Annotated in this window: 21 protein-coding genes; 9 read left to right on the top strand and 12 right to left on the bottom strand. The window is 72.3% G+C overall.

Translation table 11 applies throughout. The features are described 5' to 3' along the window. Positions 1-13: 13 nt before the first annotated feature. The 3 genes from ACFV4P_RS11640 to ACFV4P_RS11630 all read right to left on the bottom strand — a co-directional run bounded on the left by ACFV4P_RS11640 (position 14) and on the right by ACFV4P_RS11630 (position 1,201). The gene (locus ACFV4P_RS11640; protein WP_380469843.1) at positions 14-325 is read right to left on the bottom strand and encodes an ArsR/SmtB family transcription factor; all 312 of its coding nucleotides are present in this window, start codon (positions 323-325) and stop codon (positions 14-16) included. Positions 326-413: 88 nt separating this feature from the next. Next, on the bottom strand, positions 414-776 hold the full coding sequence (locus ACFV4P_RS11635; protein ID WP_380469841.1) for a DUF4180 domain-containing protein: 363 nt from the start codon (positions 774-776) through the stop codon (positions 414-416). Then, complete coding sequence (locus ACFV4P_RS11630; protein ID WP_380469839.1) at positions 773-1,201, bottom strand: helix-turn-helix domain-containing protein; 429 nt, start codon at positions 1,199-1,201, stop codon at positions 773-775. Before ACFV4P_RS11630 ends, ACFV4P_RS11635 begins: the two co-directional genes overlap by 4 nt. A gap of 187 nt (positions 1,202-1,388) precedes the next feature. Between ACFV4P_RS11630 and ACFV4P_RS11625 the strand changes: the two genes are divergently transcribed. Further along, positions 1,389-3,131, top strand: coding sequence for a CocE/NonD family hydrolase (locus tag ACFV4P_RS11625; protein ID WP_380469837.1), 1,743 nt, complete (start codon positions 1,389-1,391; stop codon positions 3,129-3,131). Between the two features lie 294 nt (positions 3,132-3,425). After that, entirely contained in the window at positions 3,426-4,421 is a 996-nt protein-coding gene (locus ACFV4P_RS11620; RefSeq protein WP_380469835.1) for a serine protein kinase RIO, read from the top strand. A gap of 12 nt (positions 4,422-4,433) precedes the next feature. Here the strand turns inward: ACFV4P_RS11620 and ACFV4P_RS11615 are convergent, their stop codons facing one another. Next, positions 4,434-5,306 carry an MBL fold metallo-hydrolase gene (locus tag ACFV4P_RS11615; RefSeq protein WP_380469833.1) on the bottom strand — a complete coding sequence of 291 codons (873 nt, stop codon included), beginning with the start codon at positions 5,304-5,306 and terminating at the stop codon, positions 4,434-4,436. 200 nt (positions 5,307-5,506) lie between these two features. On the opposite strand from ACFV4P_RS11615, the gene ACFV4P_RS11610 reads away from it, so the two are divergent. Then, complete coding sequence (locus ACFV4P_RS11610; protein WP_380469831.1) at positions 5,507-7,363, top strand: protein kinase; 1,857 nt, start codon at positions 5,507-5,509, stop codon at positions 7,361-7,363. A gap of 56 nt (positions 7,364-7,419) precedes the next feature. Beyond that, positions 7,420-7,974, top strand: a complete 555-nt coding sequence (locus tag ACFV4P_RS11605; RefSeq protein WP_380469829.1) for a hypothetical protein — start codon at positions 7,420-7,422, stop codon at positions 7,972-7,974. A gap of 48 nt (positions 7,975-8,022) precedes the next feature. On the opposite strand, the gene ACFV4P_RS11600 is transcribed toward ACFV4P_RS11605, so the two are convergent. Together ACFV4P_RS11600 and ACFV4P_RS11595 are read right to left on the bottom strand one after the other, a co-directional pair. Next, positions 8,023-8,877, bottom strand: a complete 855-nt coding sequence (locus ACFV4P_RS11600) for an ABC transporter permease (RefSeq protein ID WP_380469827.1) — start codon at positions 8,875-8,877, stop codon at positions 8,023-8,025. Next, the gene (locus ACFV4P_RS11595; protein ID WP_380469825.1) at positions 8,874-11,600 is read right to left on the bottom strand and encodes an alpha/beta fold hydrolase; all 2,727 of its coding nucleotides are present in this window, start codon (positions 11,598-11,600) and stop codon (positions 8,874-8,876) included. The genes ACFV4P_RS11600 and ACFV4P_RS11595 overlap by 4 nt, the downstream gene beginning before the upstream one ends. 797 nt (positions 11,601-12,397) lie before the next feature. Between ACFV4P_RS11595 and ACFV4P_RS11590 the strand changes: the two genes are divergently transcribed. From ACFV4P_RS11590 to ACFV4P_RS11575, 4 genes are all read left to right on the top strand, one after another. Next, positions 12,398-13,408: a mechanosensitive ion channel family protein gene (locus ACFV4P_RS11590; RefSeq protein ID WP_380469823.1), complete on the top strand. Its 1,011-nt coding sequence runs from the start codon at positions 12,398-12,400 to the stop codon at positions 13,406-13,408. A gap of 82 nt (positions 13,409-13,490) precedes the next feature. After that, positions 13,491-13,811, top strand: a complete 321-nt coding sequence (locus ACFV4P_RS11585) for a hypothetical protein (RefSeq protein WP_073811770.1) — start codon at positions 13,491-13,493, stop codon at positions 13,809-13,811. Then, entirely contained in the window at positions 13,811-15,271 is a 1,461-nt protein-coding gene (locus ACFV4P_RS11580) for a hypothetical protein (protein WP_380469821.1), read from the top strand. The genes ACFV4P_RS11585 and ACFV4P_RS11580 overlap by 1 nt, the downstream gene beginning before the upstream one ends. 6 nt (positions 15,272-15,277) lie before the next feature. Then, positions 15,278-16,108 (top strand): hypothetical protein, encoded by an 831-nt coding sequence (locus ACFV4P_RS11575; protein WP_380469818.1) that lies wholly within the window; start codon positions 15,278-15,280, stop codon positions 16,106-16,108. Positions 16,109-16,171: 63 nt separating this feature from the next. Here ACFV4P_RS11575 and ACFV4P_RS11570 read toward each other — a convergent pair whose 3' ends face one another. The 4 genes from ACFV4P_RS11570 to ACFV4P_RS11555 form a co-directional block, all read right to left on the bottom strand. Beyond that, entirely contained in the window at positions 16,172-16,636 is a 465-nt protein-coding gene (locus ACFV4P_RS11570) for a GNAT family N-acetyltransferase (RefSeq protein ID WP_380469816.1), read from the bottom strand. Then, positions 16,636-17,574: an RluA family pseudouridine synthase gene (locus ACFV4P_RS11565; RefSeq protein WP_380469814.1), complete on the bottom strand. Its 939-nt coding sequence runs from the start codon at positions 17,572-17,574 to the stop codon at positions 16,636-16,638. The genes ACFV4P_RS11570 and ACFV4P_RS11565 overlap by 1 nt, the downstream gene beginning before the upstream one ends. A 51-nt stretch (positions 17,575-17,625) precedes the next feature. Next, positions 17,626-18,309 carry a signal peptidase II gene (lspA, locus tag ACFV4P_RS11560; RefSeq protein WP_380469951.1) on the bottom strand — a complete coding sequence of 228 codons (684 nt, stop codon included), beginning with the start codon at positions 18,307-18,309 and terminating at the stop codon, positions 17,626-17,628. 124 nt (positions 18,310-18,433) lie between these two features. Further along, positions 18,434-18,937, bottom strand: coding sequence for a TraR/DksA family transcriptional regulator (locus tag ACFV4P_RS11555; protein ID WP_241844413.1), 504 nt, complete (start codon positions 18,935-18,937; stop codon positions 18,434-18,436). Positions 18,938-19,517: 580 nt separating this feature from the next. Here ACFV4P_RS11555 and ileS point away from each other — a divergent pair. Continuing rightward, positions 19,518-22,649, top strand: coding sequence for an isoleucine--tRNA ligase (gene ileS, locus ACFV4P_RS11550; RefSeq protein ID WP_380469812.1), 3,132 nt, complete (start codon positions 19,518-19,520; stop codon positions 22,647-22,649). 364 nt (positions 22,650-23,013) lie between these two features. Here ileS and ACFV4P_RS11545 read toward each other — a convergent pair whose 3' ends face one another. Further along, complete coding sequence (locus tag ACFV4P_RS11545) at positions 23,014-24,360, bottom strand: DivIVA domain-containing protein (RefSeq protein ID WP_380469810.1); 1,347 nt, start codon at positions 24,358-24,360, stop codon at positions 23,014-23,016. 46 nt (positions 24,361-24,406) lie between these two features. Next, a complete protein-coding gene (locus tag ACFV4P_RS11540) occupies positions 24,407-24,697 on the bottom strand; it encodes a YggT family protein (RefSeq protein ID WP_033216891.1) in 291 nt (96 codons plus the stop codon). Between the last annotated feature and the right edge of the window lie 63 nt (positions 24,698-24,760).

Raw genomic sequence — 24,760 nt, 5'->3', positions numbered from 1 at the left:
AACAGGCCTGGAGTCAGAGCTCGTCGGCGATGTGGGCCGCGAACGCCCGGATCGTTCCTTCGTTGCGCCGGTAGTACGTCCACTTGCCGATCCGCTCGGACTCCAGCAGGCCGGCGTCCTTCATCGACTGCAGATAGCTGGACACCACGGACTGCGAGAGGCCGGACCGCGCCTGGATGTCACCGACGCAGACCCCGATGTGGAACCCCAGGCCCTGCTCGCGGTAGGCGCTCTCGTCGAAGTGCTCGGCCGGGTTCTTCAACCACTCCAGGAACTGCAGGCGCGCCGGGTTGGCCAACGCCTTGTACACGGCCAGTGGGTCCACGATCCGCCTCCCGACTCGCTCCGCCGATGTCGCATCTACTTTTTGCGATTTTTGGAAGCGTGTCAAATGCGAGGGGCCCGGGCACCGCTCACCGGGCCAGCCGACCCGCCAGCTCGTCCAGGTCCCCGACGAACCACAGCTGCAGCCCGCGGTTGCTCTCCCGCACGAAGTCCCGCAACGCGTCCGACCGCTCCACGTGCGGCGCGACGTCCCCCACCACCGCGAGACCCATCCGGTACTGGGCGAACTTCTGCACCACCCCGCCCGCGACCCCGCTGCGCAGCCGGAAGAACTCCTCCCCGAACCGCCCCACCGGCACCGCCACCCAGGACGCCCCCAGGTAGTAGGCGTTCCCCAGCAGGTCCACCGCGTCCTGCTCCCCCGCGACCGGCTCCCCGTCCGTCCCGCACACCAACACCTGGACCCCGCCCAGCTCCTGAACCGCCGTCACCGCATGTCTCCCGTCATGTCGTCGATCAACCCGAGCACATCCCCCACCCGCCGCGGCGGCCCCAGCACCACGAACCGCAGCGCATCGCGCGGCTCGTCCCGCACCGCCTGCACCCACAACGGCCGCGACTCCCCCGAGGACCACGCGCCCGCCGCCGCCAGCACCGCCGTGACCAGCCGGTCCGCGTCACCGCGCCCCACCCCGTCCAGCTGCACCACCGCCGAGACCTCCACCCGGACCTCCGCCCGCGAAGGCCCCGCCGCCCCGCCGCCGCCGGTGAACGCCTCCACCTCCGCCCGCGCGATCCGGTACTGCTTCCCGATCCGCACGGCCTTCAGCTTCCCGTCCCGGACATAGCCCCGGACGGTCTTCACGTGCAGCCCCAGCAGCTCGGCCACGTCCTCGACGGAGTAGAACTCCTGCACGCCGCATCCTTCCGCATCATTCCCTATCTGGCACCCGACAGGGAAGGTTACTCCACACCCGGGTCGTCAAGTGATCACAGCCTTGGCCACCCTTTCGGGTGAACGAATCACGCAACAGCAGTAAGTAGAGCGCTCCACATTGACCATGAGAGCGCTGATTTCCGGCCCTTGCGAAAGGCATCGACTGATGAGCACTCCCGAAGACGGCCCCACCCCCTTCACCGCAGACCGGTTGGCGGACCTCCGGACCGCCGGCATCTACGCCTCGGGCACCAAGGTCTCGCCCGACGCCGTCGACCTGGCCGAGGCGCTGGTCGCCACGCTCGCGGGCTCCGCCGAACAGCCGCTGCTGCCCGCGGAGTTGCAGGAGCTCGTCGACCAGGTGAAGGCGAAGGCGACCATCGGCCTGCCGCGGATCACCGCGGACGACGGGGTGCGGCTCTCCGCGTTCACCATCCGGCTCAACACCGACGAGCCGCGCCCGGTGGTGATCGTGCCGTCCGGGTGGACGCCGCTGGGCTGGACGCTCTTCGCCCACCTGTACCTGCGCCTCGCGCTGCGCGGCTACCACGTGCTCGCCTACACCCCGCGCGGCATCGGCCAGACCTTCCCGATCCCCGGCGGCGGCTTCATCGACGCCCCGTTCACCTCCGGCGGCACGGTGGACGTGGCCGGCCCCTCCGACTGGGCCGACGGCTCCACGGTGATCGACTACGCGCAGCAGCACTTCGCCCCGAGCCGGGTCGCGTTCTTCGGCGAGTCCTACGGGTCGGGCATCAGCCAGCTGGTCGCCGCCCACGACCCGGCGGGCCGTGTCGACGCGGTGGTCGCGCTCAGCACCTGGGGCGACCTGGCCGATTCGCTGTACCTCAACGGCACCCGGCACCTGGCCGCCGTCGAGGCCCTGATCGCGTTCACCGGCGGGCCGGAGGAGCGCAAGTTCGACCCGGCCACCCGCCAGCTGTTCGCGGACTTCCGCGCGGGCGCCAACCTGGACGAGGTGGTGGCCTGGGGCAAGGAGCGCACCCCCGCCTCCTACGTCGACCAGACCAACGCCCGCGGCGTGCCCACGTTCTTCTCCAACACCTGGCACGAGACGCTGTTCCCGGTCAACCAGGTCGTGGAGCACTTCGAGCGGCTGACCGTCCCCAAGCGCCTGAACCTGTGGATCGGCGACCACGCCGCCCCCGAGGGCGCCGGGCTGACCGTCCCCGGCCCGAACGCCCCCGTCGACGAGGCTCTGGCCTGGCTCGACCACCACGTCCTCGGCGTCGCCAACGAGGTGCCGAGCTGGGAGCCGGTCAAGAGCCAGCTGATGTTCGAGCCCACCGTCCGCGAGAGCCACGCGAGTTGGGCCGACGTCACCACCAGCACCGAGACGCTGTACCTGGACGGCGGGCAGAACGGGACGCTCGCCGCCGCCCCGGCCGCCGGCCGGAAGGCCTCGTTCACCACCGGCGAGCTCACCGAGGCCACCGCCGTCGACGACCTGATGGTCACCGGCCGGGAGGAGTGGCAGGGCAACCCGAAGAGCTACGTCACGGGGAAGTTCGACCGCCGTTACCTCGCCACCTGGACCTCCGCCGCCGGCGCCCGCCGGGTGCGCGGCGTCCCGGAGCTCACCCTGACCGTCACCCCCGCCGGGTCGAGCGCCACGCTGGTGGCCTACCTCTTCGACCTCGCCCCCGACGGCACCGCCCGCATCATCACCCACGAGCCCCTCACCGTCACCGACGTCGCGAGCGGCGAGAGCCGCACCGTGACGTGGCGTCTCCAGGCCGCCGCCTACGACGTCGCGGAGGACCACAAGCTGCTGCTGGCGGTCAACGCCAAGGACAAGCTCTACTCCGACGCCAACACGCCGCTCACCACCCTGACGGTGGGCTCCGACTCCGGAGCCGCGGCCCGTCTCGTGCTGCCCCTCGGCTGACGCGCCGCACGGCCTGCCCGCCCCCCGCGGTGGGGGCGTGCAGGCCGTGCGATCTCCCCCTCGAAAAAACCGTTTGCATCGCTCGACCCGCTCGCTAAGGTAGTCCCCGTTCCGTCCGCACGCGTCTGCGCTGCGGTCGGCGAGACGAGAGAGGAGGTGTGGCCAGGATGGTTGCCGCCGTGACGCGGCGCGCTTTTTCCTGCGCGCCATACGCCTCCTCCCCCCGTCTTCTCCCCACCGGCTGACAGCGCATCGATCCGCGCCCCGGTGGGCCACTCCTCAGGAGCCACCGCAGTGCGCGAGCGCTTTGCCGACAGCGATTCCTTCTCCCGTATCCGCCCCAAGGGCGCTTCCCGTCGCGGCCGCAAGGCCGACCGTTTCGACGACGCCGAGCCCGAGTACCTGTACTTCCCCTCCGAGGACTTCGAGGGCTTCGAGGACTCCCAGGAGTTCGACGACTCCGCCGACTTCGAGGACGAGCCCCGGTCCGCCCCCGACGGCCCCCCGATGGGCGACCGCTGGTCCACGTGGGACCAGTCCACCCCCACCGAGAAGGGCCCGGAGCCCCGCCCCGACTGGGTGGTCACCGAACTCGCCGCCGTGGACACCGAGTTCGGCATCGTGAAGACCGGCAAGGAGGCCGACGTCTTCCTGCTGGAGCGCGCCGTCCCCGGCACCGAGCGCCGCACCCTGATGGCCGCCAAGCGCTACCGCGATTCCCAGCACCGCATGTTCCACCGCGATTCCGGCTACCTGGAGGGCCGCCAGCACAAGGAGTCCCGGGTCAGCCGCGCGATGGCGAAGCGGACGGCCTTCGGCAAGGAGGCGATCGCCGGCCAGTGGGCGGCCGCCGAGTTCGCGGCACTGTGCCGCCTGTGGTCGGCGGGCGTCGCCGTGCCGTACCCGGTGCAGATCACCGGCACCGAGATCCTGATGGAGTTCATCGGTGACGAGGCCGGCACGGCCGCGCCGCGCCTGGCCCAACTGCGCGCCGAGGAGGCCGATGTCGACGACCTCTGGGAGCAGCTGGGCCGCAGCCTCTCGCTCCTCGCGTACGACGGCTACGCGCACGGAGACCTCTCGGCGTACAACATCCTGGTCCACCACGGCCGCCTGGTGATCATCGACGTCCCGCAGATCGTGGACGTCGTGGCGAACCCCCGCGGTCTGTCGTTCCTGGAGCGCGACGTGCGCAACGTCGGCGCCTGGTTCGTCTCCCGCGGCCTCCCGCCCGAGCGGGTGGAGGCCCTGGTGGAGTCCCTCGCCGAGGAGGCCCGCCTGCGCCGCTGACAACCGGTCCGGCTATTCGCTCGGCCACAGGATGAACCGCGGCAGCGCCACCCGCCGCGGTTCCCCGCCGCTCGCCGCCACCGCACCGAGCGCACCCCGGATCTCGTACAGGTGCGCGACGGCGAGCTCCAGCGGGGCTTCGTACGGCTGGTACGTGTACCGGATGGGATAGTCCACCCCCGGCCGGATCGACATCTCGATGTGGCACCCGAGCACGTGCGTGACGGGCCGCCGTTCGGCGAACTCGACCAGCCGGTCGATGGTCTGCGCGAACGCGGCCCAGTCGTCGATGTAGAGCCGGCCGGGGTAGACGGTGTCGCCGGTGAGCAGGAATCCGCTCCACGGGTCGTAGTAGGTGACCGAGGCGGCGTGGTGCCCGGGGGTGGCCAGGCACTCCAGCACCCGCCCGCCGAGGTCGATCCGTGCGACGGCCTCCGGGTCCTGGTCGAAGCCGAAGAACGGCCACGCGCTGTCCTTCCCGGCCGGCACCAGCTCCGTCCCGGGCCGGTCCGCGAACTGCCCGTCCCCCGCGACGTGGTCGCCGTGCGCGTGGGTGTGCACCACCAGCAGCCGGTAGTCCTCCCGGGGATTCTTCGCCAGCCACCCCTCGATCAGCTCGTCCACCGTCCGCCGCAACGGCAGGTACGCGGCCTCGGCGGTGGCCCCGGTGTCGATCAGCACGGCCCGCTCGTTGCCGAACAGCAGGTACAGGAACGGTGCTTCGTAGTTGACCGCCATGTTCTGCCGCAGGATGACGGTGTGCTCGTCGTATGCATAGACCTGCAGGTCGGGGTCGGTGTTGTGCTTGGCCGACGGCGAACCGTGGTTCCACCGGACGTCCAGCGGACGTGTCTGGGGCCGGTCGGTGGTGAAGTCGATCGTCACTGCGCGATTCCTCCGGATATTTCCCGCTCGGCCTGCTGATTGACCGTGCGTCAGTACAACCTCTCCGCTCGAACGAACGTGCCCCGACGGCGTGTAGAGTCGCCGCGCGAAGAGGGCCGGGTCCCGACTTCCCTTCGGGCGACCGGTCGGGCCAGACTCTTTGCTGACACTTCGTACACCAGGCTCGGGGGAAACGGGACATGTGGGGTCGGGGGACGGTGCTCGGGGGCCGCTATGCCCTCACCGAGCGGCTCGGCAGCGGTGCCATGGGCGAGGTCTGGCGCGCGGACGACCAGGTGCTGGGCCGTCAGGTCGCGGTGAAGATCGTGCTTCCGGCGCTGATGGAGGACGAGGTCTTCGCGGCCCGGTTCCGCCGCGAGGCGACCGTGCTGGCGGCGATGAACCACCGCGGCGTGGTGCACATCCACGACTACGGCGAGGACGCCTCCGACCCGTCCGCGAAGATCGCGTACATCGTGATGGAGCTGCTGACCGGCCGCCCGCTGGACAAGGCCAAGGGCCGCGGCAGCTTCCCCCCGGACCGGGCGCTGGACGTCGCGGCGCAGGTGCTGGACGCCCTGCACGCCGCACACCAGCAGGGCATCGTGCACCGGGACATCAAGCCGTCCAACCTGATGATCGGCCAGGACGGCCGGGTCACCGTCACCGACTTCGGCATCGCCCGCACGCTGGCCGACACCCGGATCACCACCTCGCACGCCGTGATCGGCACCGCCCTGTACATGGCCCCGGAGCGCGCCGAGGGCAACGACGCCTCGGCCGCCTCCGACCTGTACTCGGTCGGCGTGGTGCTGTACGAACTCCTCGCCGGGAAGCCGCCGTTCACCGGCGGCACCCCGCTGGAGGTGGTGCTCAAGCACGTCCGCGAGCCGGTGCCGGAGCTGCCGGAGTCGGTGCCCGCGCCGGTGCGCGCGGTGGTCGTGAAGTCCCTCGCCAAGCAGCCCGGCGATCGCTACCCGGACGCCGCGGCGATGGCCGTCGCCGCCCGGCAGGCGATGTCCACCCCGGCCGCCCTGGGCGCCGTCGTGGCGATCAACGAACCGTCGCCCGGCGATCCGCCCGCCGTCGCCGCGAACGCCGTCACCGAGCCCCCGCGGCCCGCGCCCGCCGGCCGCCGGCGGCTGGTCACCCTGGTGCTGCCGCTGGTCCTGGTCACCGGCGGCGGGGTGACCGCCCAGCAGCTCGAACTGCTGCCCTGGCAGAACCGCCCGGCCACCGTCGGATCCACCAACACCCAGCAGCCCCAGGCAGGTTCGGCCGGCGAGACCGGCCCGTCCGGCACCCCGTCCGGCGCCGCCCAGGGCAGCGACCCCGCCCAGCCCCAGCCCTCCGCCCCGCCGTCCACCGACGCGGCCGGCAACCCCGTCCAGCCCGGCGGCACGCCCGACCAGGGCACGAACAACGGCTCCGGCTCCGGCAGCTCCAACGGCGGCTCCAGCAACACCGGCGGCGGCAGCAACTCCGGTGGCTCCACCACCGGTTCGGGCGGCGGCTCCAACGGCGGCGGCGGATCAAACAGCGGCGGTTCCAACAGCGGCGGCTCGAACGGCGGCGGCTCCACCCCGAACCAACCCGCCCCGACCACCCCCAAGCCCCCCTCCGGCGGCAACGGCCCGGCGTCCGGCTGCGGCGGCAGCGGCTGGGGACGGCTGGTCAACGTCGGCACCGGCCAGGCCGCCGGCCTCGGCTCGGACGCCCTGACGGCGGGCGTCCCCGTCGTCTCGGGCCGCAACACCTCCTACGGCTGGATCAAGAACACCGACGCCACCGGCACCACCTTCACCGCCTGCAAGAGCGGCAGCGGCATCACCCTGGGCGGCCGCTACGCCGGCAGCCCCAACATCGCCGAACTCGCCGGCTCCGGCTCCTACGGCGACCTGACCAACTGGTCCCTCGTCGAAGCCGGTTCCGGCACCTTCCAGCTCAAGTTCGGCTTCGGCATCCAGAGCTGCCTCACCGACACCGGCACCGGCAACACCCTCACCATCACCACCTGCTCACCCGGCGACAGGTCCCAGCTCTTCCGCTTCTCCTGACCCGACTCCCCTCCACCGCACCGGAGTTGTCACACCCCTCGGGAAGAGTGCCGGACATGGCCGAACAGTACGTCACCGCCTTCGCGGTGGACGCCGCGCTGCTGCTGCGCCTGCCCGGTTCGGGCGGCGCCGGACTGCCGGGCATCCCGCGCTCCGCCGCGCTCACCGAGCTGCTCGCCGGCCGCCTGCGCGCCGACGCGGACTCCCGCTACACCGCCCTGCTGCCCGCCCTCGCGGGCACCCTCGGCACCCCGCTCGGCGAGGCCGTCCTCGCCGGCCGTCACTGGGACGAACTCGCCGACGTCTTCCGCGAGTTGAACCTGCCCGCGCTGGCCGCACTCTGGTCCCGCCGCTGGCCCTGGCCGGACGGCGCCACCGACGACCGGCCCTGGCCCCACCCGACCCTCACCCCGCACGCCGCACTCCCGGGCGTCCTCGCCGACCTGGCCGCCCTCGACCCCGAGGCCCTCCCCGGCCACCCCACCGCCCACCTGGCGGACGAGGACCTCGAAGAGGCCGCCTGGTTCCTCACCGAGCACGTCCCCACCTGGGCCTCCCACGCCCACACCCGGTCCCTCGACCTGCTCCTGCTCCGCGACGGCGCCCGCTGACCCCCCGGCTCCCGCCGGCCGGAGCCTTCCGGGGCTTCCGACCGGCCGTCAGGACACCACGTCCTTGGTCGCGAACCCGCGGAACGCCAGCGCCAGCAGAATCACCGCGTACGACAGCGACAGCACCACGCCCTGCACCATCCCGCCCCACTCCAACTGCGGCTGCAACGCGTCCGCCCACGCGTACTGCCAGTGCGCCGGGAACCACTCCCGCAGCGAGCCCAGCGCCGTGACGGCGTCCAGCACCCCGGTGATGATCGACGCGAACACCGCCCCGCCCACCGCGCCGAGCGGCGCGTCCGTCGCCGTGGAGAGCCAGAACGCCAGCGCGCCGACCACCACTTCGGCGAGGAACACGTACAGCACGGCGAGCGCCAGGCGCGGCAGCGCCTCCGTCGCGGAGAGCGTCGCCCCGGTGGGGAGCTTCAGGTCGCCCCACCCGTACGCGGCGGTGCCGACCACCAGGCCGACCGCCGGCAGCAGCACCACCGCCGCGGCCGAGAACATCATCGCCACGGTGAACTTCCGCGCCAGCAACCGGGCCCGCGGCACCGGCGCCGCCAGCAGGTAGCGCAGCGAGGACCAACTCGCCTCGGAGGCCACGGTGTCGCCGCAGAACAGCGCCACCGGGATCACCAGCAGGAACCCGGTGCCCATGAACAGCAGCGTGGTGGCGAAGTTCGCGCCGGACGCGGTGGCCAGCTCGATGAACGTGGTGCGGTTCTCCCGCCCCGGCGTCCCACCGATCTGAAAAGCCGCCAACACGACGAACGGCAACGCGGCCAGCACCCCGCCGATCACCAGCGTCCGACGCCGCCGCAACTGCCGCATCGCCTCGACCCGCAGCGGCAGCGTCCGCCCGGGCCGATAACCAACGGCAGCCGTCTCCGTCACCGCACTCACGCCGCACCTCCGATCAGGGCCAGGAACGCGTCCTCCAGCCGTCGATGCGGGCCGATGCCCGCCACCGGCACGCCCAGGCGCACCAGTTCGGCGGTCAGCCGGCTCACCGCCAGCCCGTCCAACCGGACCAGCAGCCCACCGTCCACCACCTGCACCGACTCGACGCCGCCCAGCGCGGCCAGCTTCTCCGCGACCGCCGCCGCCTCCGTCTCGACGAACCCGTCCTCGACGCTCACCAACAACTGCTCGCCCGCACCGGTGATCCCGGCCGTCGGCCCGGCCGCCACCAGCCGGCCGCGCTCCATCACCACCAGGTGCGTGCACGACTGCTCGACCTCGGCGAGCAGGTGGCTGGAGACGATGACCGTACGGCCCGCGGCGGCGTACCGGACCATCACCTCCCGCATCTCGCGGATCTGCGGCGGATCGAGCCCGTTGGTCGGCTCGTCCAGGATCAGCAGATCGGGCAGCCCCAGCATGGCCTGCGCGATCGCCAGCCGCTGCCGCATGCCCTGCGAGTACGTCCGCACCGCGCGCTCCAACGCCTCGCCGAGCCCGGCGATCTCCAGCGCCTCCGCGAAGTGCGCGTCCTCGACGGGCCGCCCGGTGGCCGCCCAGTACGACTCCAGGTTGGCCCGCCCGCTCAGGTGCGGCAGGAAACCCGCGCCCTCGACGAACGCCCCGACCCGCGACAGCACCGGCGCACCCGGCCGGATCGCGTGCCCGAACACCCGGATCTCGCCCTCGTCCGGGCGGATCAGCCCCATCAGCATCCGCAGCGTGGTGGTCTTGCCCGCGCCGTTCGGCCCGAGCAGGCCGAGCACCTGACCGGCCTCCACCCGGAACGACAACTCCCGCACCGCGTAACGGTCCACCGAACCCTTGTACTTCTTCGACAGCCCGGTGATCTGCAACGGCACCCCGGCCAGCTCCGGGTCCGGCGCCGGCGCCGCCACCCGCCGACGCCGCGCGAACACCAGCAGCGCACCGATCGCCAGCGCCACCAGCGGCAGCACCCACGTCCGGTTCGGCACCGGCGCGGCCTCGGTGCGCAGCCCGTCCACCGTCGGCACGCTCAGCGGCCCGGCCGCGGCCACCGTGTACGTGGCGGCCTGCGCGGGCGACGCGTACGCCAGGTCGGTGGACGCCAGCACCAGCCGCAGCCGGTGCCCGGCCGGGAACTCGTGGTCCACGGCCGGCAGCGTCACCTGCACCGTCCGCCCGCCCGCCGCGTCCGCACCGGTCACCCGCAGCGGAGCCGCCAACTGCTGCGGCAGCGACTGCTTCCCGTCCGGCGCGACGTCGTACACCTTCGCGAACAGCACCGCCTCCGGCACGTCCGCCGCCACCCGCACCGCCACCGTCGGCGCGCCCGTCAGATGCAACGGGGTGCCCAGCGGAGCGGAGTCGAACGCCGCGAACTGCCCGGGAAAGTCGATCGACAGCCCCGCCCCCACCGAGGACAGCTGGGACAGCGCCCCGATCCCCGGCAGCGTCGAGATGTTCGGCGGCGCACCGCCCGGCGGATTCGCGATCCGCTGCTCACGCCCCGTCAGCTCGACGCTGCGCTGCGCCGTTCCGCCGAGCCCGGGATAGCTGTCGGCATCCGCACCCCGCAGCACCGCCTGGAAGCCCGTGGAATCCACCCCACCGGTCCGCGTCACCCGGAAGGCCGGCCCGGTCGAACCCGCTCCGCCCTTCAACCAGTGGTCGAACCACGCGGTCACCCGGTCGTCGACGCGCGTACTGGTCTCCTGCCCGCCGTCGTGGCCCGCCCCGAACCAGTCCACCGCCACCGGCGCACCGTTCGCGGCCACCGCCTTCGCGATCCGGTCGCCCTGATCCAACGGGAACAACGAATCCTGCTGCCCCTGAACCACCAGCGTCGGCACCTTGATCCGCTCCGCCACCGACGACGGACTCGACCGCTCCAACACCCGCACCGCATCCGCGTCCGGCCGCCCGGCCGCCGCCACCCGGTTGTACATCGCGCACAGTTCGTCCCGGAACCGCCCGCACCCCACCGGCCCCTCGGCCTGCTGCGTCGGCCCGCCCAGCCCCGGGCCGGACGCCGAACCGGTGGTGAAGAAGATCCCCGCCCACAGCTTCTTGAACACCCCGTCGGCGGCCGAACTCCCCTGCGCCGCCTGCGGAAACAGCGCATCCGCCAGGTTCCACCAGGTGATCTGCGGCGCGATCGCATCAATCCGCTTGTCGTACCCGGCCGCCAGCAGCGACACCGCCCCACCGTACGACGCGCCCGTCACCCCGACCCGCGGATCGCCCTCCCCGTCCAACTGCACCTCGGGACGCTGCGCCAGCCAGTCCACCAGCCGCGACACGTCCGCGACCTCACGCTCCGGCTCGTTCAACCCGATCTGCCCGGACGACTGCCCGAACCCCCGCGCCGACCACGTCAACACGGCGTACCCGGCCCGCGCCAACTCCTCGGCCCGCTGCCGCTCACTCTCCTTCGACCCGCCGAACCCGTGCGCCAACAGCACCGCCGGACGCCGCCCCGCCCCACCCGACGTGAAGAACGAGGTGTCGATCCGAACCCCCTCCGACACCTCCAGAAACCGATCCTCCCGATGCACCCCCGCCGGAGCCCCCGCACCCACGGCCACCGCCCCACCCCCCACCAACAACGCCACCACCGCGCCCCCGGCCACCACCACCCGCCGACGCCTCACCCACCCACGCCAAACCCCAACCAGCCCCATACCCGCAGATCCTAACCACGCCCCCCGTAGGCCCCCCATCAAACCCACCGCCCCCCACCAACCCCACCTCCCGCGCCCCCTTTCACCCCCGAACCCCGCCCCCCTCCACTCGCACGCACCCTCCCCCCCCTTCACCGCCGAACCACCCACCCCCTCCACGTGCGAGCAACGCTCGCCCCTAACTGCCAGGCCACGCACCCCCTCCACGCGCCAGCAACGCCCGCTCCCTCCGGCGGGTTGGGCCACGCACTCCCCTCCGCTCGCCAGCAACGCCCGTCCCCTGACTGCCGAGCCGCCCACCCCCTCCGCCCGCACACACCCCCGCCCCTGACTGCCAGACCACCCACCCCGCCCCCTGCACCACCGCGCCACGCACCCCCTCCACGCGCCAGCAACGCCCGCCCCCTGACTGCCGAGCCACGCACCCCCTCCGCCCGCGAGCACCCCGCCCCCTTCATCGCCGCGCCACCCACCCCCTCCACGCGCGAGCACCCCCGCCCCCTCCCGGCGGGTGGACCACGCACCCCCCTCCGCTCGCGGGCAACGCGCCTCTCCCGGCTGGTGGGCCACGGGCGGGCGGGTGGGCGAAGAAGCCCCAGCCCCCACACACACCCGCACCGCACCCTCTCCGCCCCGCACCACCCCTCCCCGTCCCACCTCCCGCTGCCGGGTCACGGGTGGGCGGGTGGGCACAGAAACCCCAGCCCCCCACACACGCGCACCCAAAAGACAAACCCACCCCAACCCACACGCTATGGTGCAAATCCCCCACCCCTCGCAATCCCCGAGGTGCCCCCGTGCTCTGGCCTCTCGCCAGCCTCCTCACCGCCGTCCTCGCCACCCTCCTCGCCGGCTGGCTGGTCGACCAGATCCTCCAGCGCCTCGCCACCCGTCACCCCGACTCCCCCGTCTGGGAGTCCCTCCGCCGCTGCCGCATCCCTCTCCAACTGTCCCTGCTGACCGCGATCCTGCTCGCGTCCCCTTTCCTCCGCCGCGTCTTCCCCAGCCAGGACGGCGTCGTCCGCCACACCGCCCTGCTCGCCCTGATCGCGTCTCTCGGCTGGCTCACCGTCCGAGTCCTCACCGCCGCCCTCGAAGCAGTCTTCGCCCGCTACCAGACCGTCACCGAGGACGCCTCCCGCATTCAACGCGTCGAGACCCAGCTCGGCCTGGTCCGCCGCGTCGGATCGGCCGTCATCTGGGTGGTGACGGTCGGCGCCCTCCTCCTGACCTACGACGCCATGCGCACCGTCGGCGCCAGCCTCCTCGCCTCCGCAGGCCTGATCGGCATCGTCGCGGGCATCGCCGCCCAGTCCGCCCTCGGAAACTTCTTCGCCGGCCTGCAGATCGCCTTCAGCGACACCGTCCGGATCGGCGACACCGTCGTCCTGGAGGGCCAGCAGGGCACGGTCGAGGAGATCACGCTCTCCTACCTGGTGCTGCGGCTGTGGGACTACCGCCGCCTGGTGGTCCCGGTGTCCTACTTCGTCTCCAAGCCGTTCGAGAACTGGACCCGCCGCGATCCGGGCCTGCTCGCCTGGGTCCTGCTCCACCTCGACCACCGGACCCCGATCGACGCCCTCCGCGCCGAACTCGAACGCTTCCTCGCCACCACCGACCTGTGGGACGGCCAGGAGTGGTCCCTCACCGTCACCGACACCACCCCGTCCACCATCGTGGTCCGCGCCATGATGACCGCCCGCGACCCGGACGCCGCCGCCACCCTGAAGCTCGCCACCCGCGAGCACCTCCTCGCCCACCTCGGAACCCACCACCCCGAGTCCCTCCCCCGCATCCGCACCACCTGACCACCCCACCACCCGCACCCGCACCCGCACCCGCGATCACACCCACGGTCACGCACCCCCCACGAGGCGTCACCATGGAGACATGACCTGGCAAGCCGATATCGCCATCGACCCGGACGGCGTCCACCGCGCAGCCGTCCTGATGCGGGAGTCCGCCTCGGACAGCCGTCGCGGCTTCATGCTGGACGACGCCCGCACCGCCGGCGGCGCTCATCACGGCTGGCAGGCGGCCCACGCAAGCACCCACTGCGTCACGTCCTGGCGCGACCGCCTGCACCGCGAGGCGGACGAGGTCGAGGCCGCGGCCGACGCGCTCCGCGCCTCCGCGCACACCTACGTCAACACGGACGCCGCGACGGCCGTCGCTCTCTCGGATGACGCCCAGTGGCTCCGGGGCGCCTGATGCTGACCCTCGACGACCTCGACCACGCCCAGCCGGGCCTCTGGCAGCACGCCTGCGACGACGCCCTCACCACCGCCAGGCACTGCGAGCACCTCGCCTCGGTCGCCCGCGACGAGGTGAACCGCACTCTCGCCGGCGCCTGGACCAGCCCCACCGGGGATTCGGCCCGGGCCCGTTTCGCCCGGCACGCGGAGTCCTACGACTCCGCCGCCCTGTCGATGCGCGACCTCGCCAAGGTCTACGACCGTCTCGCCACCGCCATGGCGGACGCCCAACGCGCCCTGCACGCCGCGCTCGACTTCGCCCGCGACCACCGGCTGAACGTCGCCCAGGACGGCAGCGTCCACCGCGGCCCGGGCCCGGTCGACCCGGCGAGGGCCGCCGCCCTCGACGAGCAGATCCAGCACGCCGAAGGCCTGGTCATCACGGCCCTGCGCAATGCCACCGAGGCCGACACCGCCGCGACCGACGAACTCCGCACCCTGGCCCGGCTGTCCGAGATCGACAGCGCCGCGACGGTCCGCGAAGCCCTCGACCACGACGGCAACAGCGCCCTCGGCGTCGCCCTCCGCCTGCAGGGCGCCCAGCGCGACGGCAACGGCCCGCACCCGATCAACGTCCCCCCGGAGCTGATCGAGGCGGCCCGCCGCGCGTCCGCCGAGACCGGCGTCAGCACCGACCTGCTGCTCTCCGTCCTGTGGCAGGAGCAGCAGTGGTACCAGGCCCTGGAGCCCGGCCTGGACGGCCCGTTGACCGCCATCGGCCGCCGGGCCGACTGGGCCGCCGCGGAGAGCCTCAAGCCGGACAAGTCCCTCGGCATCACTCACATCAAGCCGGCGACCGCCCGCGCCGCGATCGACCGCGACCCGGCCGCCTTCCCGGGCCTCGCCGCGCTCAGCGACGCCCAGCTCGCCAAGTACATCGAGGAGAACCCGGCCGAGGATGTCCGGCTGAGCGCCCATCACCTGAAGCGCCTTCGGCAGGACCACCACGGCGCCATCACCGACAAGCAGCTCTTCCTGCTGTACGCCGCCGACACCCCGCAGGTCCGCGACTCCAACTCCCGTTACGGCGACGACGGTTCGCACCGGGGCGCGGCCATCAAGGACCGGTCGGACAGCTGGGACTCGCTCCAGCAGTCCCTGCGCGACGCGGACGCCTGGAACAACCTCCCCGAGGCGGAGCGCCGCAAGGCCCTCGCCAACCTCGCGTCCCGCACCCCGAACGACACGGAGCTCGCGCTGAACCCGGTCTACGCCGCCCCGGGCGTGAGCACCACCGCCCACGGCACCGCGCCCCTGCCACCCGACCGCCCGCGCCCACCGACCCTCCCGTCCCCGACCCTCCCCTCCCCGACCGCTCCGTCCCCGGCCGCCCCACCGCCGCCCGCTCCGCCGCCGCCCGCCGCGGCTCCCCCGGCACCGAGCCCGGGCCCCGCCCCCACCCCGCCGGCGGGCTGAACCACCATGCGCCACATCCGCTCCGCCCCGGCGCTCGCCGCCACCACGGCGCTGTCCGCCGCGTTCCTGGCCACCGCGTTCCTGGCTTCCTGCGGCACCGACGGCCCCCCGCCCCGCGTGCCCATGCCCTCGAACGTGCCGACCTCCCCGCAGTTCGCCGACTCCGACGCGGTCGTCGCCGCCCTCGGCAGGGCGGGCATCCCCTGCCTCGTCACCCTGCACACCGCACCCGAGGGCGCGTCGACCACCGAGTGCACGGCGACCCTGGACGGCCGCACCTTCCAGTACGAGGTCGAGGTGTTCGACCTGGAGCGTTTCAGCCGCGACGAGATCGGCACCGCCATCGCGACCGGCCGCACCGTCCACCACCAGACCTTCGTCGCCGCCGGGAACTGGCACGTCGCCGCCATCGACCCCGAGTACGCGCCCCGCATCGCGCAGGCCCTCGGCGGCGTGGTGCTCCCCGGCGACGAGCTGAAGATCCCCGACTACCCGCTGCCCGCGATCCCGTCCTCGCCCCGATTCGACAGCGTCGAGAGCCTCGCCGCCGCCCTCGACTCCGCCGTCGGCTGCGAGGACCACGACGCCGATCCCGGCGGCTCCCTCACCTGCCGCACCGGAAGCCGGGTCGGCCGCAGCCCGAACTGCGCGGTCCTGCGGCTCCACCCCAGCGACGCCGACCGCGACCACTACCTGCGCGAGGCCATCTCCCACCCCGCCATCCCGGCCTACCTCGCCACCGGCGCGAACTGGTCGGTCAACCTCTGCGACTACGGTCTCGCCGACCGGGTCGCGGCGGACCTCGGCGGCGTCGTCGTCTCCTACGACGGCAACTGACCCCGGACACGCCACGAGGGGCCGCGATCGTCACCGACCACAGCCCCTCGTTCGCGCAAATCCCTACAGCACCCGCGTCATCGTCCGGTGCGGAATCCCCGCGTCGTCGTACTCGGGGCCCTCCCCGGCGTACCCGAGCCGCTCGTAGAAGCCCATCGCCCGGACCTGCGCGTGGAGTTCGAGCTCCTTCGCGCCGTGTTCCCGGCCCAGTTCCTCGACGGCCCGCACCAGTCGGACGCCCAGCCCGGTGCCGCGCGCGGCCCGGACCACGGCCAGCCGGCCGAGCAGTACCCGGTCGGCGACGCCCCCGGTGATGCCGAGCGCCTCCGCGCCGGAGATCAGCCGCGCCGTGCCGAGCGGAGCACCGTCCGCCCCGAGCGCCAGCACGTGCAGCGAGGTGGCGTCGTACTCGTCGTACTCCAGCTCGACGGGGATCTCCTGCTCCTCGACGAACACCTCGTACCGCACCGCCCGCACCGCCGCGAGGTCGTCCTCGCTCTCGGCCACCCGGATGACGACGTCGGCCATCAGCTCTCCGCCGCGATGACGTCCAGCGCGTGCTGCAGGTCGTCGGGGTAGGCGGAGGTGAACTCGACCCAGCGCCCGTCCTCGGGGTGTTCGAAGCCCAGCGAGACGGCGTGCAGCCACTGCCGGGTCAGGCCGAGCCGCTTGGCCAGCGTCGGGTCCGCACCGTAGGTGAGGTCGCCGACGCAGGGGTGCCGCAGCGCGGACATGTGGACCCGGATCTGGTGGGTGCGGCCGGTCTCCAGCTTGATGTCCAGCAGGGACGCGGCGCGGTAGGCCTCGATCAGGTCGTAGTGGGTGATGGACGGCTTGCCGTCGCGGGTCACCGCCCACTTCCAGTCGCTGCTGGGGTGGCGGCCGATCGGCGCGTCCACGGTGCCGGACAGCGGGTCGGGGTGGCCCTGGACCAGCGCGTTGTACTTCTTCTCCGTGACGCGGTCGTGGAACTGCCGCTTCAGGTCGGTGTAGGCGCGCTCGGACTTGGCGACCACCATGATCCCGGAGGTGCCGACGTCCAGCCGGTGCACGACGCCCTGGCGCTCGGCGGCGCCGGAGGTGGAGATCCGGTAGCCGGCGGCGGCCAGGCCGCCGATCACGGTCGGGCCGGTCCAGCCGGGGCTGGGGTGCGCGGCCACGCCGACGGGCTTGTCGATGACGACGACGTGGTCGTCGTCGTGGATGATCCGCATGCCCTCGACGGCTTCGGCGACGATCTGCACCGGCGCGGCGGGGGCGGGGATCTCGACCTCCAGCCAGGACCCGGCGGTGACCCGGTCCGACTTCCCGGCGACCGCGCCGTCCAGGGTGACCTTGCCCTCGGCGGCGAGCTCGGCGGCCTTCGTCCGGGAGAACCCGAACATCCGGGCCAGGGCGGCGTCCAGCCGCTCGCCCTCCAGGCCGTCGGGTACGGGGAGGCTACGGGTCTGCGCTGCGATACTCACCCACCCGAGTATGCCCGACCCGGACCGGCCCGCTTCCCGCCAGGAGGCCCGTCAGGCCTTGGACTGCCCGTCCTCGCCGTCCGCCGCGGGCTCCTTGCCCTCCGGGGCGTGGACGGTGCCGTCCGGGTTGATGCCGCGGAAGGAGAGCAGGACGACCAGGATGCCGCCGCAGACGATCGCCGAGTCGGCGAGGTTGAAGACCGCGAAGTGCTGCACCGAGATGAAGTCGACCACGTGGCCGCGGAACGCGGACGGGGAGCGGAACAGCCGGTCGGTGAGGTTGCCGAAGGCCCCGCCGAGCAGCAGGCCGAGGGCGATCGCCCAGGGCAGGCTGTACAGGCGGCGGGCGATCCGCCAGATCACCACGATCACGCCGGCGGCGATGCCGGTGAACAGCACCGTCAGCGCCTGACCGATGCCGAACGCGGCGCCGCCGTTGCGGATCACCTGGAGGGTCATCCAGTCGCCGATCACCTGGATCGGCGCGGTGTGGCCCTCCAGGTTGGCGACGACCAGCATCTTCGAGCCGAGGTCGATCAGGTAGGCGAGCAGCGCGACGGCCAGCAGCACGCTGATCCGGCGTCGCACCACGGCGCGCGCCCCGTCGGCCGCGGTGGCGCCGCCCCCGGCCCGGCGTTCCTCGGGCGCGGCAGGGCTCACCCGGTCACCCGCCTCGGTGGAGGGGGTGGGGACGGCGTCGTCCTGGGTCTGGTGGGAACCTGGCGTGCTGATGATCCGCTCCGCTGCCGTGGGAAAAGCCGGTCGTCGTTACGGGGACGAGGGTACGACACCCGTAGGCCCGTTGGCCGCCCCGTACGACAATGCGCACGATGCGGGGCGGCCGGGGCGTGGACCGACCTCAGCGGCGTTCCTGCTTCGCCTTGCAGCTCACGCAGAGCGTGGCCCGCGGAAACGCCTGCAGACGGGCCTTTCCGACGGGCTGGCCGCAGGACTCGCAGAGGCCGAACCCGGCGCCTTCGAGGCGGGCCAGCGCGCGCTCGGTCTGGGCGAGGCTGTCGCGCGCGTTGTTGGCGAGCGACAGCTCGCTCTCCCGGTTGATGTTCTTGGTGCCGGCGTCGACCTGGTCGTCGCCCGCGCCGTCGTTGGAGTCCCGCATCAGGCCGGCGATGGCGGCTTCGGAGGCCTCGATCTCGGACCGCAGCCGGAGCAGGTCGGCGGCCAGTTCGTCGTGGAGCTCGGCGACCTCGGCGGCCGTCCACGGCTCCTCCCCGGCCCGGACCGGCAGCTCGGCCGGGTCGACCGACTCGGCGCCGCCGCGCGCGCCGGAGCTTGCCGGCACGTGGGTGCGGCTGCTGGCCGCGGTGTGTCCGGTGGTGCCGGTCTTTCGCCGCGCAGTACTCACGGTCCCCTCCCCTGGGTCGCTCGCCACGGCCTTGCGCGACCTCGCGGTCACGGTTCCTGTCGCCTTCTCAGCCATGGCTTTCGACCTCATTCACGAATGATCAGAAGCGTCGGTTCCCGACGATCTTGCCGGTCCCGGAACGATAAACCTCATCGAATCGCCCCACAACGGGACATACCGAAGCGTTTCTTCGATCCCACCCGCGCAGCCTCCGACGATCCCGACGCTCACAAGTTGTGCCCAGAACGCCCCCGGCTAACCACTCCGGACCCGGCTCACGGGTGCGCGAAACGGCTTGCGGGGGCCGATACACTGGGCCGTGCAAGGCGCAGATGGGACGAGTACCGCAGTACGCAGCCATGAGCGACCCGGGGACGGTGCGAGCCCGGGGGTGTGCACGGCGGGAAGATCACCCCGGAGCCGCCGGAAGAACGGCCCGGCCAGGGCCTACTAGACCCGGCAGCAAACCCAAAGAGAGGGCCGCCGCGCGCGGTCAAGGAGGGTGGTACCGCGGGACGGCAAGCCGTCTCGTCCCTCCGTCGGAGCCAGTCCACGCATCCGCCGGAGGTTGACGCACCCCATGTCGCCCACCTACAACGTCGTTCCCGCGCAGGTCGACCTGCCCGCGCTCGAACACCAGATCCTCTCCTTCTGGCAGGACCAGAAGATCTTCCAGCGCAGCCTGGAACAGTCCGAGGGCCGCCCCGAGTGGGTGTTCTACGAGGGCCCGCCGACCGCCAACGGCATGCCGGGCGCGCACCACATCGAGGCCCGCGTCTTCAAGGACGTCTTCCCGCGCTACCGCACCATGAAGGGCTACCACGTGGCCCGCAAGGCCGGCTGGGACTGCCACGGCCTGCCGGTGGAGCTCGCGGTGGAGAAGGAGCTGGGCTTCTCCGGCAAGCCGGACATCGAGAAGTACGGCATCGCCGAGTTCAACGCCAAGTGCCGCGACTCCGTCACCCGGCACACCGACGCGTTCGCCGAGCTGACCGAGCGGATGGGCTACTGGGTCGACCTCGACCAGGCCTACCGCACCATGGACCCGTCCTACATCGAGTCGGTCTGGTGGTCGCTCCAGCAGATCTTCGACAAGGGCCTGCTGGTCCAGGACCACCGCGTCGCCCCGTGGTGCCCGCGCTGCGGCACCGGCCTGTCCGACCACGAGCTGGCCCAGGGCTACGAGACCGTGGTCGACCCGTCGGTGTTCGTGCGCTTCCCGCTCACCTCCGGCCCGCTGGCCGGCACCGCCGCCCTGCTGGTGTGGACCACCACCCCGTGGACCCTGGTCTCCAACACCGCCGCCGCCGTCCACCCCGAGGTGACCTACGTGGTCGCCACCGACGGCAACGAGCGCCTGGTGGTCGCCGAGCCGCTGGTCGCCAAGGCCCTCGGCGAGGGCTGGGAGACCACCGGCGAGTCCTTCACCGGCGCCGAGATGGAGCACTGGAACTACCAGCGCCCCTTCGAGCTGGTGGAGATCCCGGACGCCCACTACGTCCTGACCGCCGAGTACGTCACCACCGAGGACGGCACCGGCATCGTCCACCAGTCGCCCGCCTTCGGCGCCGACGACCTCGCGACCTGCCGCCGCTACGGCCTGCCCGTGGTCAACCCGGTGGAGACCGACGGCACCTTCTCGCCCGACGTGCCGCTGGTCGGCGGGGTGTTCTTCAAGAAGGCCGACGAGGCCCTCGTCGCCGACCTGAAGGCCCGCGACCTGCTGTTCCGTCACCTCCCGTACGAGCACAGCTACCCGCACTGCTGGCGCTGCCACACCGCGCTGCTCTACTACGCGCAGCCGTCCTGGTACATCCGGACCACCGCCGTCAAGGACGCGATGATCCGTGAGAACGAGGCCACCAACTGGTTCCCGGAGACCGTCAAGCACGGCCGCTTCGGCGACTGGCTGAACAACAACATCGACTGGGCGCTCTCCCGCAACCGCTACTGGGGCACCCCGCTGCCGATCTGGCGCTGCGAGGACGACCACCTGACCTGCGTCGGCTCGCTCGCCCAGCTCTCCGAGCTGACCGGCACCGACCAGTCCGGACTGGACCCGCACCGCCCGTTCATCGACGAGGTCACCTTCCCCTGCCCGCAGTGCTCGCACACCGCGGTCCGGGTGCCCGAGGTGATCGACGCCTGGTACGACTCGGGCTCCATGCCGTTCGCGCAGTACGGCTACCCGTACCGCAACAAGGAGCTGTTCGAGCAGCGCTACCCGGCGCAGTTCATCTCCGAGGCGATCGACCAGACCCGCGGCTGGTTCTACACGCTGATGGCCGTCGGCACCCTGGTGTTCGACAAGAACAGCTACGAGAACGTCGTCTGCCTGGGCCACATCCTGGCCGAGGACGGCCGCAAGATGTCCAAGCACCTGGGCAACATCCTGCAGCCGATCCCGCTGATGGACCAGCACGGCGCCGACGCCGTCCGCTGGTTCATGGCCGCCGGCGGCTCCCCCTGGTCGGCCCGCCGGGTCGGCCACGGCACCATCCAGGAAGTGGTCCGCAAGACCCTCCTCACCTACTGGAACACCGTCGCTTTCCAGGCCCTGTACGCCCGCACCGCCGGCTGGGCCCCGTCCGCGAACGACCCGGCCGCCGCCGAGCGCCCGCAGCTGGACCGCTGGGTGCTCTCCGAACTGCACACCCTGGTCCGCGAGGTCGACGCCGCCTACGAGGCGTACGACACCCAGCGGGCCGGCAAGCTGCTGTCCGGCTTCGTCGACGACCTCTCCAACTGGTACGTCCGCCGCGGCCGCCGCCGCTTCTGGCAGAGCGACGCCGCCGCGCTCGCCACCCTGCACGAGGCGCTGGAGACCGTCACCCGCCTGATGGCCCCGCTCACCCCGTTCATCGCGGAGCGGGTCTGGCAGGACCTCGTCGTCCCGGTCACCCCGGACGCCCCGGTCTCCGTCCACCTCTCCAGCTGGCCGGTCGCCGACGAGACGCTCATCGACACCGAGCTCTCCAAGCACATGGCGCTGGTCCGCCGCCTGGTCGAACTCGGCCGCGCCACCCGCGCCGAGAGCGGCGTCAAGACCCGTCAGCCGCTGTCCCGCGCGCTGATCGCCGCCCAGGGCTGGGAAGAACTCCCCACCGACCTGCGCGCCCAGATCGCCGAAGAGCTCAACGTCTCGGTGCTCGAATCCCTCGCCGCAGTGGGGGGTTCGCTGGTCGACACCTCCGCCAAGGCCAACTTCCGTGCCCTCGGCAAGCGTTTCGGCAAGGGCGTCCAGGACGTCGCCAAGGCCGTCGCCGCCGCGGACGCCGCACGCCTCGCCGCGGAGCTCCGCGCCACCGGCGAGACCTCCGTCGAACTCAACGGCGAGACGGTGGCCCTCTCCCCCGACGAGGTCGTCATCACCGAGACCCCGCGCGAGGGTTGGGCCGTCGCCAACGAGTCCGGCGCGACCGTCGCCCTCGACCTGGCGATCACCCCCGAGCTCAAGCGCCTCGGCGTGGTCCGCGACGCGATCCGGCAGATCCAGGAGGCCCGCAAGAACTCCGGCCTCGACGTCGCCGACCGCATCCACCTCCAGCTCGCCACCACCGACGAGGACACCCTCGCCGCCCTGACCGAGCACCAGTCCCTGGTCGCCGCCGAGGTCCTGGCCGAATCCCTCGGCCTCACCATCACCGACCCTGACGCCCCCCGCTTCTCCGACGAGAGCCTCGCCCTGGAGTTCACCCTCCGCAAGGCCTAGGTTTTTGAGAAGCATGGCGCAACCCACGCCCCGCTGAACCCCCACGCCCCGTCAGGGGCGCGGGGGTTCTCGCGCAAGCGGACGGGCGCGAAAACAGGAGCGCGGGGAACTGCGCGAAGCGGAAGGCACCCCGCCGCAAGGTCGCGACGCAGGACAATGACCTGCACGTGATCGCGACCTTGCGGACCGGCCCTGCGCTTGTCGCACAGTTCCCCACACCCCCGGCTTCGCACCCACCCGCTCGCGCCACCTGCTTCGCGCTCACCCGCCCGCGCGAACTTCCCCGTCCCCCAGTCGAAAGCCCAACGCGAAGGGCGCCCCCAGCCGTCATGGCCAAGGGCGCCCTTTCGCGTTGCGGGACCGCCTAGTTGTCGCCGTCCTCGTCGATCAGGAACCCACGCATCGGAGCGGGAGCCTGCTGCATCGGCTGCGGAGGCTGCGGCCGCACGGCCGCCATCGGCTGGGTCATGCCCGCTGGCGCCATCGCCCCGTTGGAGCTCGCGGAGGCGCCGCCGAAGGACGGGGCCCCGGCCGAGCTGCCGAAGGAGCTGCCACCGAAGGACTGGTTGCCGCCGAAGGACGGGGTGGAGCCGAACGACGGTGCCGAGGAGGACATCGCGCCGGCGCCGGCGGGCGCCATCGACGACGCGGCCGGCGGCAGCGACGCGGTGGCGGGGATCCGCGGCGGGGCGAGCGAGTCGTCCGCCTGCGACTCCAGCTGACGCAGCTGGGTCTCCAGGTAGGACTTCAGGCGCGTCCGGTACTCGCGCTCGAAGGCGCGCAGGTCCTCGACCTTGCGCTCCAGCGTGGCGCGGGCGGACTCCAGGGAGCCCATCGCGACGCGGTGCTTCTCCTGCGCGTCCCGCTCCAGCGCGTCCGCCTTGGCGCGGGCGTCGCGCTCCAGGCCCTCGGCGCGGCTGCGGGCCTCGCCGACGATCTTGTTGGCCTCGGAACGGGCCTCGGAGATCGCCTGGTCGGCGGTCTGCTGAGCGAGCGCCAGGACTCGGGCGGCGCTGTCGCCGCCGGGACCCTGCTGCTGCTGCATCGGGTTGCCCATCGGGGCGCCCATCGGCTGCAGCTGCTGGCCGCCCATGGGCTGGAGCTGCTGGCCGCCCATCGGCTGGCCCATCTGCTGCTGCTGCATCGGGTTGCCCATCGGCTGCAGCATCTGACCGCCCATCGGCTGGACCAGCTGCTGCTGGCCGCCCATGGTCTGGCCCATCTGCTGCTGCTGCATGGGGTTGCCCATCGGACCGCCCATCGGGCCGCCCTGACCGGCAGGCAGCTGCGGCGCACCGGACGGCAGGCCGAGCGGCTGGTTGCCCATCCCCTGCTGGGGGCCGCCGAGCTGCTGCGGACCGCCGAGCTGCTGGGGGCCGCCAAGCTGCTGCGGGCCGCCGAGCTGCTGCGGACCGGGGCCCTGCTGCTGGCCGGGCACCGGCGGACCGGATATGGCGGCGGGCACCGGAGCACCGGGTCGTCCGCCGTCCTGCGGAGCCTGCTGCTCCTTGCGCATGTTCGCCTGGTTCTGCGCGGCGGCACGCGTGGCGGCAGCCAGCTTGGCGCGCAGGTCCTCGTTCTCGCGCAGCAGGCGGGTCAGCTCGGCTTCGACCTCGTCGAGGAAGGCATCGACCTCGTCCTCGTCATAGCCTTCGCGCAGCCGGACGGTCGTGAACTGCTTGTTCCGAACGTCCTCGGGGGTCAATGGCATCTCTTCACCTCAACGTGATCGTCGGACCGGCATCCTGTCGCATCGTTCAGAACGACAGGCGCTGCACGAGCGAGATCAGGACATACACAATGATCATCAGTACGAAGAAGGACAGGTCGAGCGCCACGCCCCCGAGACGCAACGGCGGGATAAATCGCCGAAGAAGCTTGAGTGGCGGATCCGTGACAGTGTACGTGGCCTCCAGCACCACGACCATGGCCTTCCCAGGACGCCACGATCGAGCGAACTGGAAGACCCAGTCCATCACCAGCCTGAAGAGCAGGATCAGCAGGAACACGGTCAGCACCCAATAGAGCACCGAACCGAAGATCCCCATCACTTCTCCCTCTCCCTGACCGGCAGTCCGTCAGTGACGCACTGTCAAACTGATCCACACAGA

Origin of the sequence: Kitasatospora sp. NPDC059795, from assembly GCF_042732175.1 — a bacterium.
Lineage (GTDB): Bacteria > Actinomycetota > Actinomycetes > Streptomycetales > Streptomycetaceae > Kitasatospora.
This window is presented reverse-complemented; position numbering and strand designations above follow the sequence as displayed.

Bases quoted from the DNA above. Each gene is read 5' to 3' on its own strand.
- ACFV4P_RS11625 (WP_380469837.1), top strand. From the start codon at position 1,389: ATGAGCACTCCCGAAGACGGCCCCACCCCCTTCACCGCAGACCGGTTG.
- ACFV4P_RS11610 (WP_380469831.1), top strand. From the start codon at position 5,507: ATGTGGGGTCGGGGGACGGTGCTCGGGGGCCGCTATGCCCTCACCGAG.
- ACFV4P_RS11605 (WP_380469829.1), top strand. From the start codon at position 7,420: ATGGCCGAACAGTACGTCACCGCCTTCGCGGTGGACGCCGCGCTGCTG.
- ACFV4P_RS11595 (WP_380469825.1), bottom strand. From the start codon at position 11,600: ATGGGGCTGGTTGGGGTTTGGCGTGGGTGGGTGAGGCGTCGGCGGGTG.
- ACFV4P_RS11585 (WP_073811770.1), top strand. From the start codon at position 13,491: ATGACCTGGCAAGCCGATATCGCCATCGACCCGGACGGCGTCCACCGC.
- ACFV4P_RS11580 (WP_380469821.1), top strand. From the start codon at position 13,811: ATGCTGACCCTCGACGACCTCGACCACGCCCAGCCGGGCCTCTGGCAG.
- ACFV4P_RS11575 (WP_380469818.1), top strand. From the start codon at position 15,278: ATGCGCCACATCCGCTCCGCCCCGGCGCTCGCCGCCACCACGGCGCTG.
- ACFV4P_RS11570 (WP_380469816.1), bottom strand. From the start codon at position 16,636: ATGGCCGACGTCGTCATCCGGGTGGCCGAGAGCGAGGACGACCTCGCG.
- ileS (WP_380469812.1), top strand. From the start codon at position 19,518: ATGTCGCCCACCTACAACGTCGTTCCCGCGCAGGTCGACCTGCCCGCG.
- ACFV4P_RS11545 (WP_380469810.1), bottom strand. From the start codon at position 24,360: ATGCCATTGACCCCCGAGGACGTTCGGAACAAGCAGTTCACGACCGTC.
- ACFV4P_RS11540 (WP_033216891.1), bottom strand. From the start codon at position 24,697: ATGGGGATCTTCGGTTCGGTGCTCTATTGGGTGCTGACCGTGTTCCTG.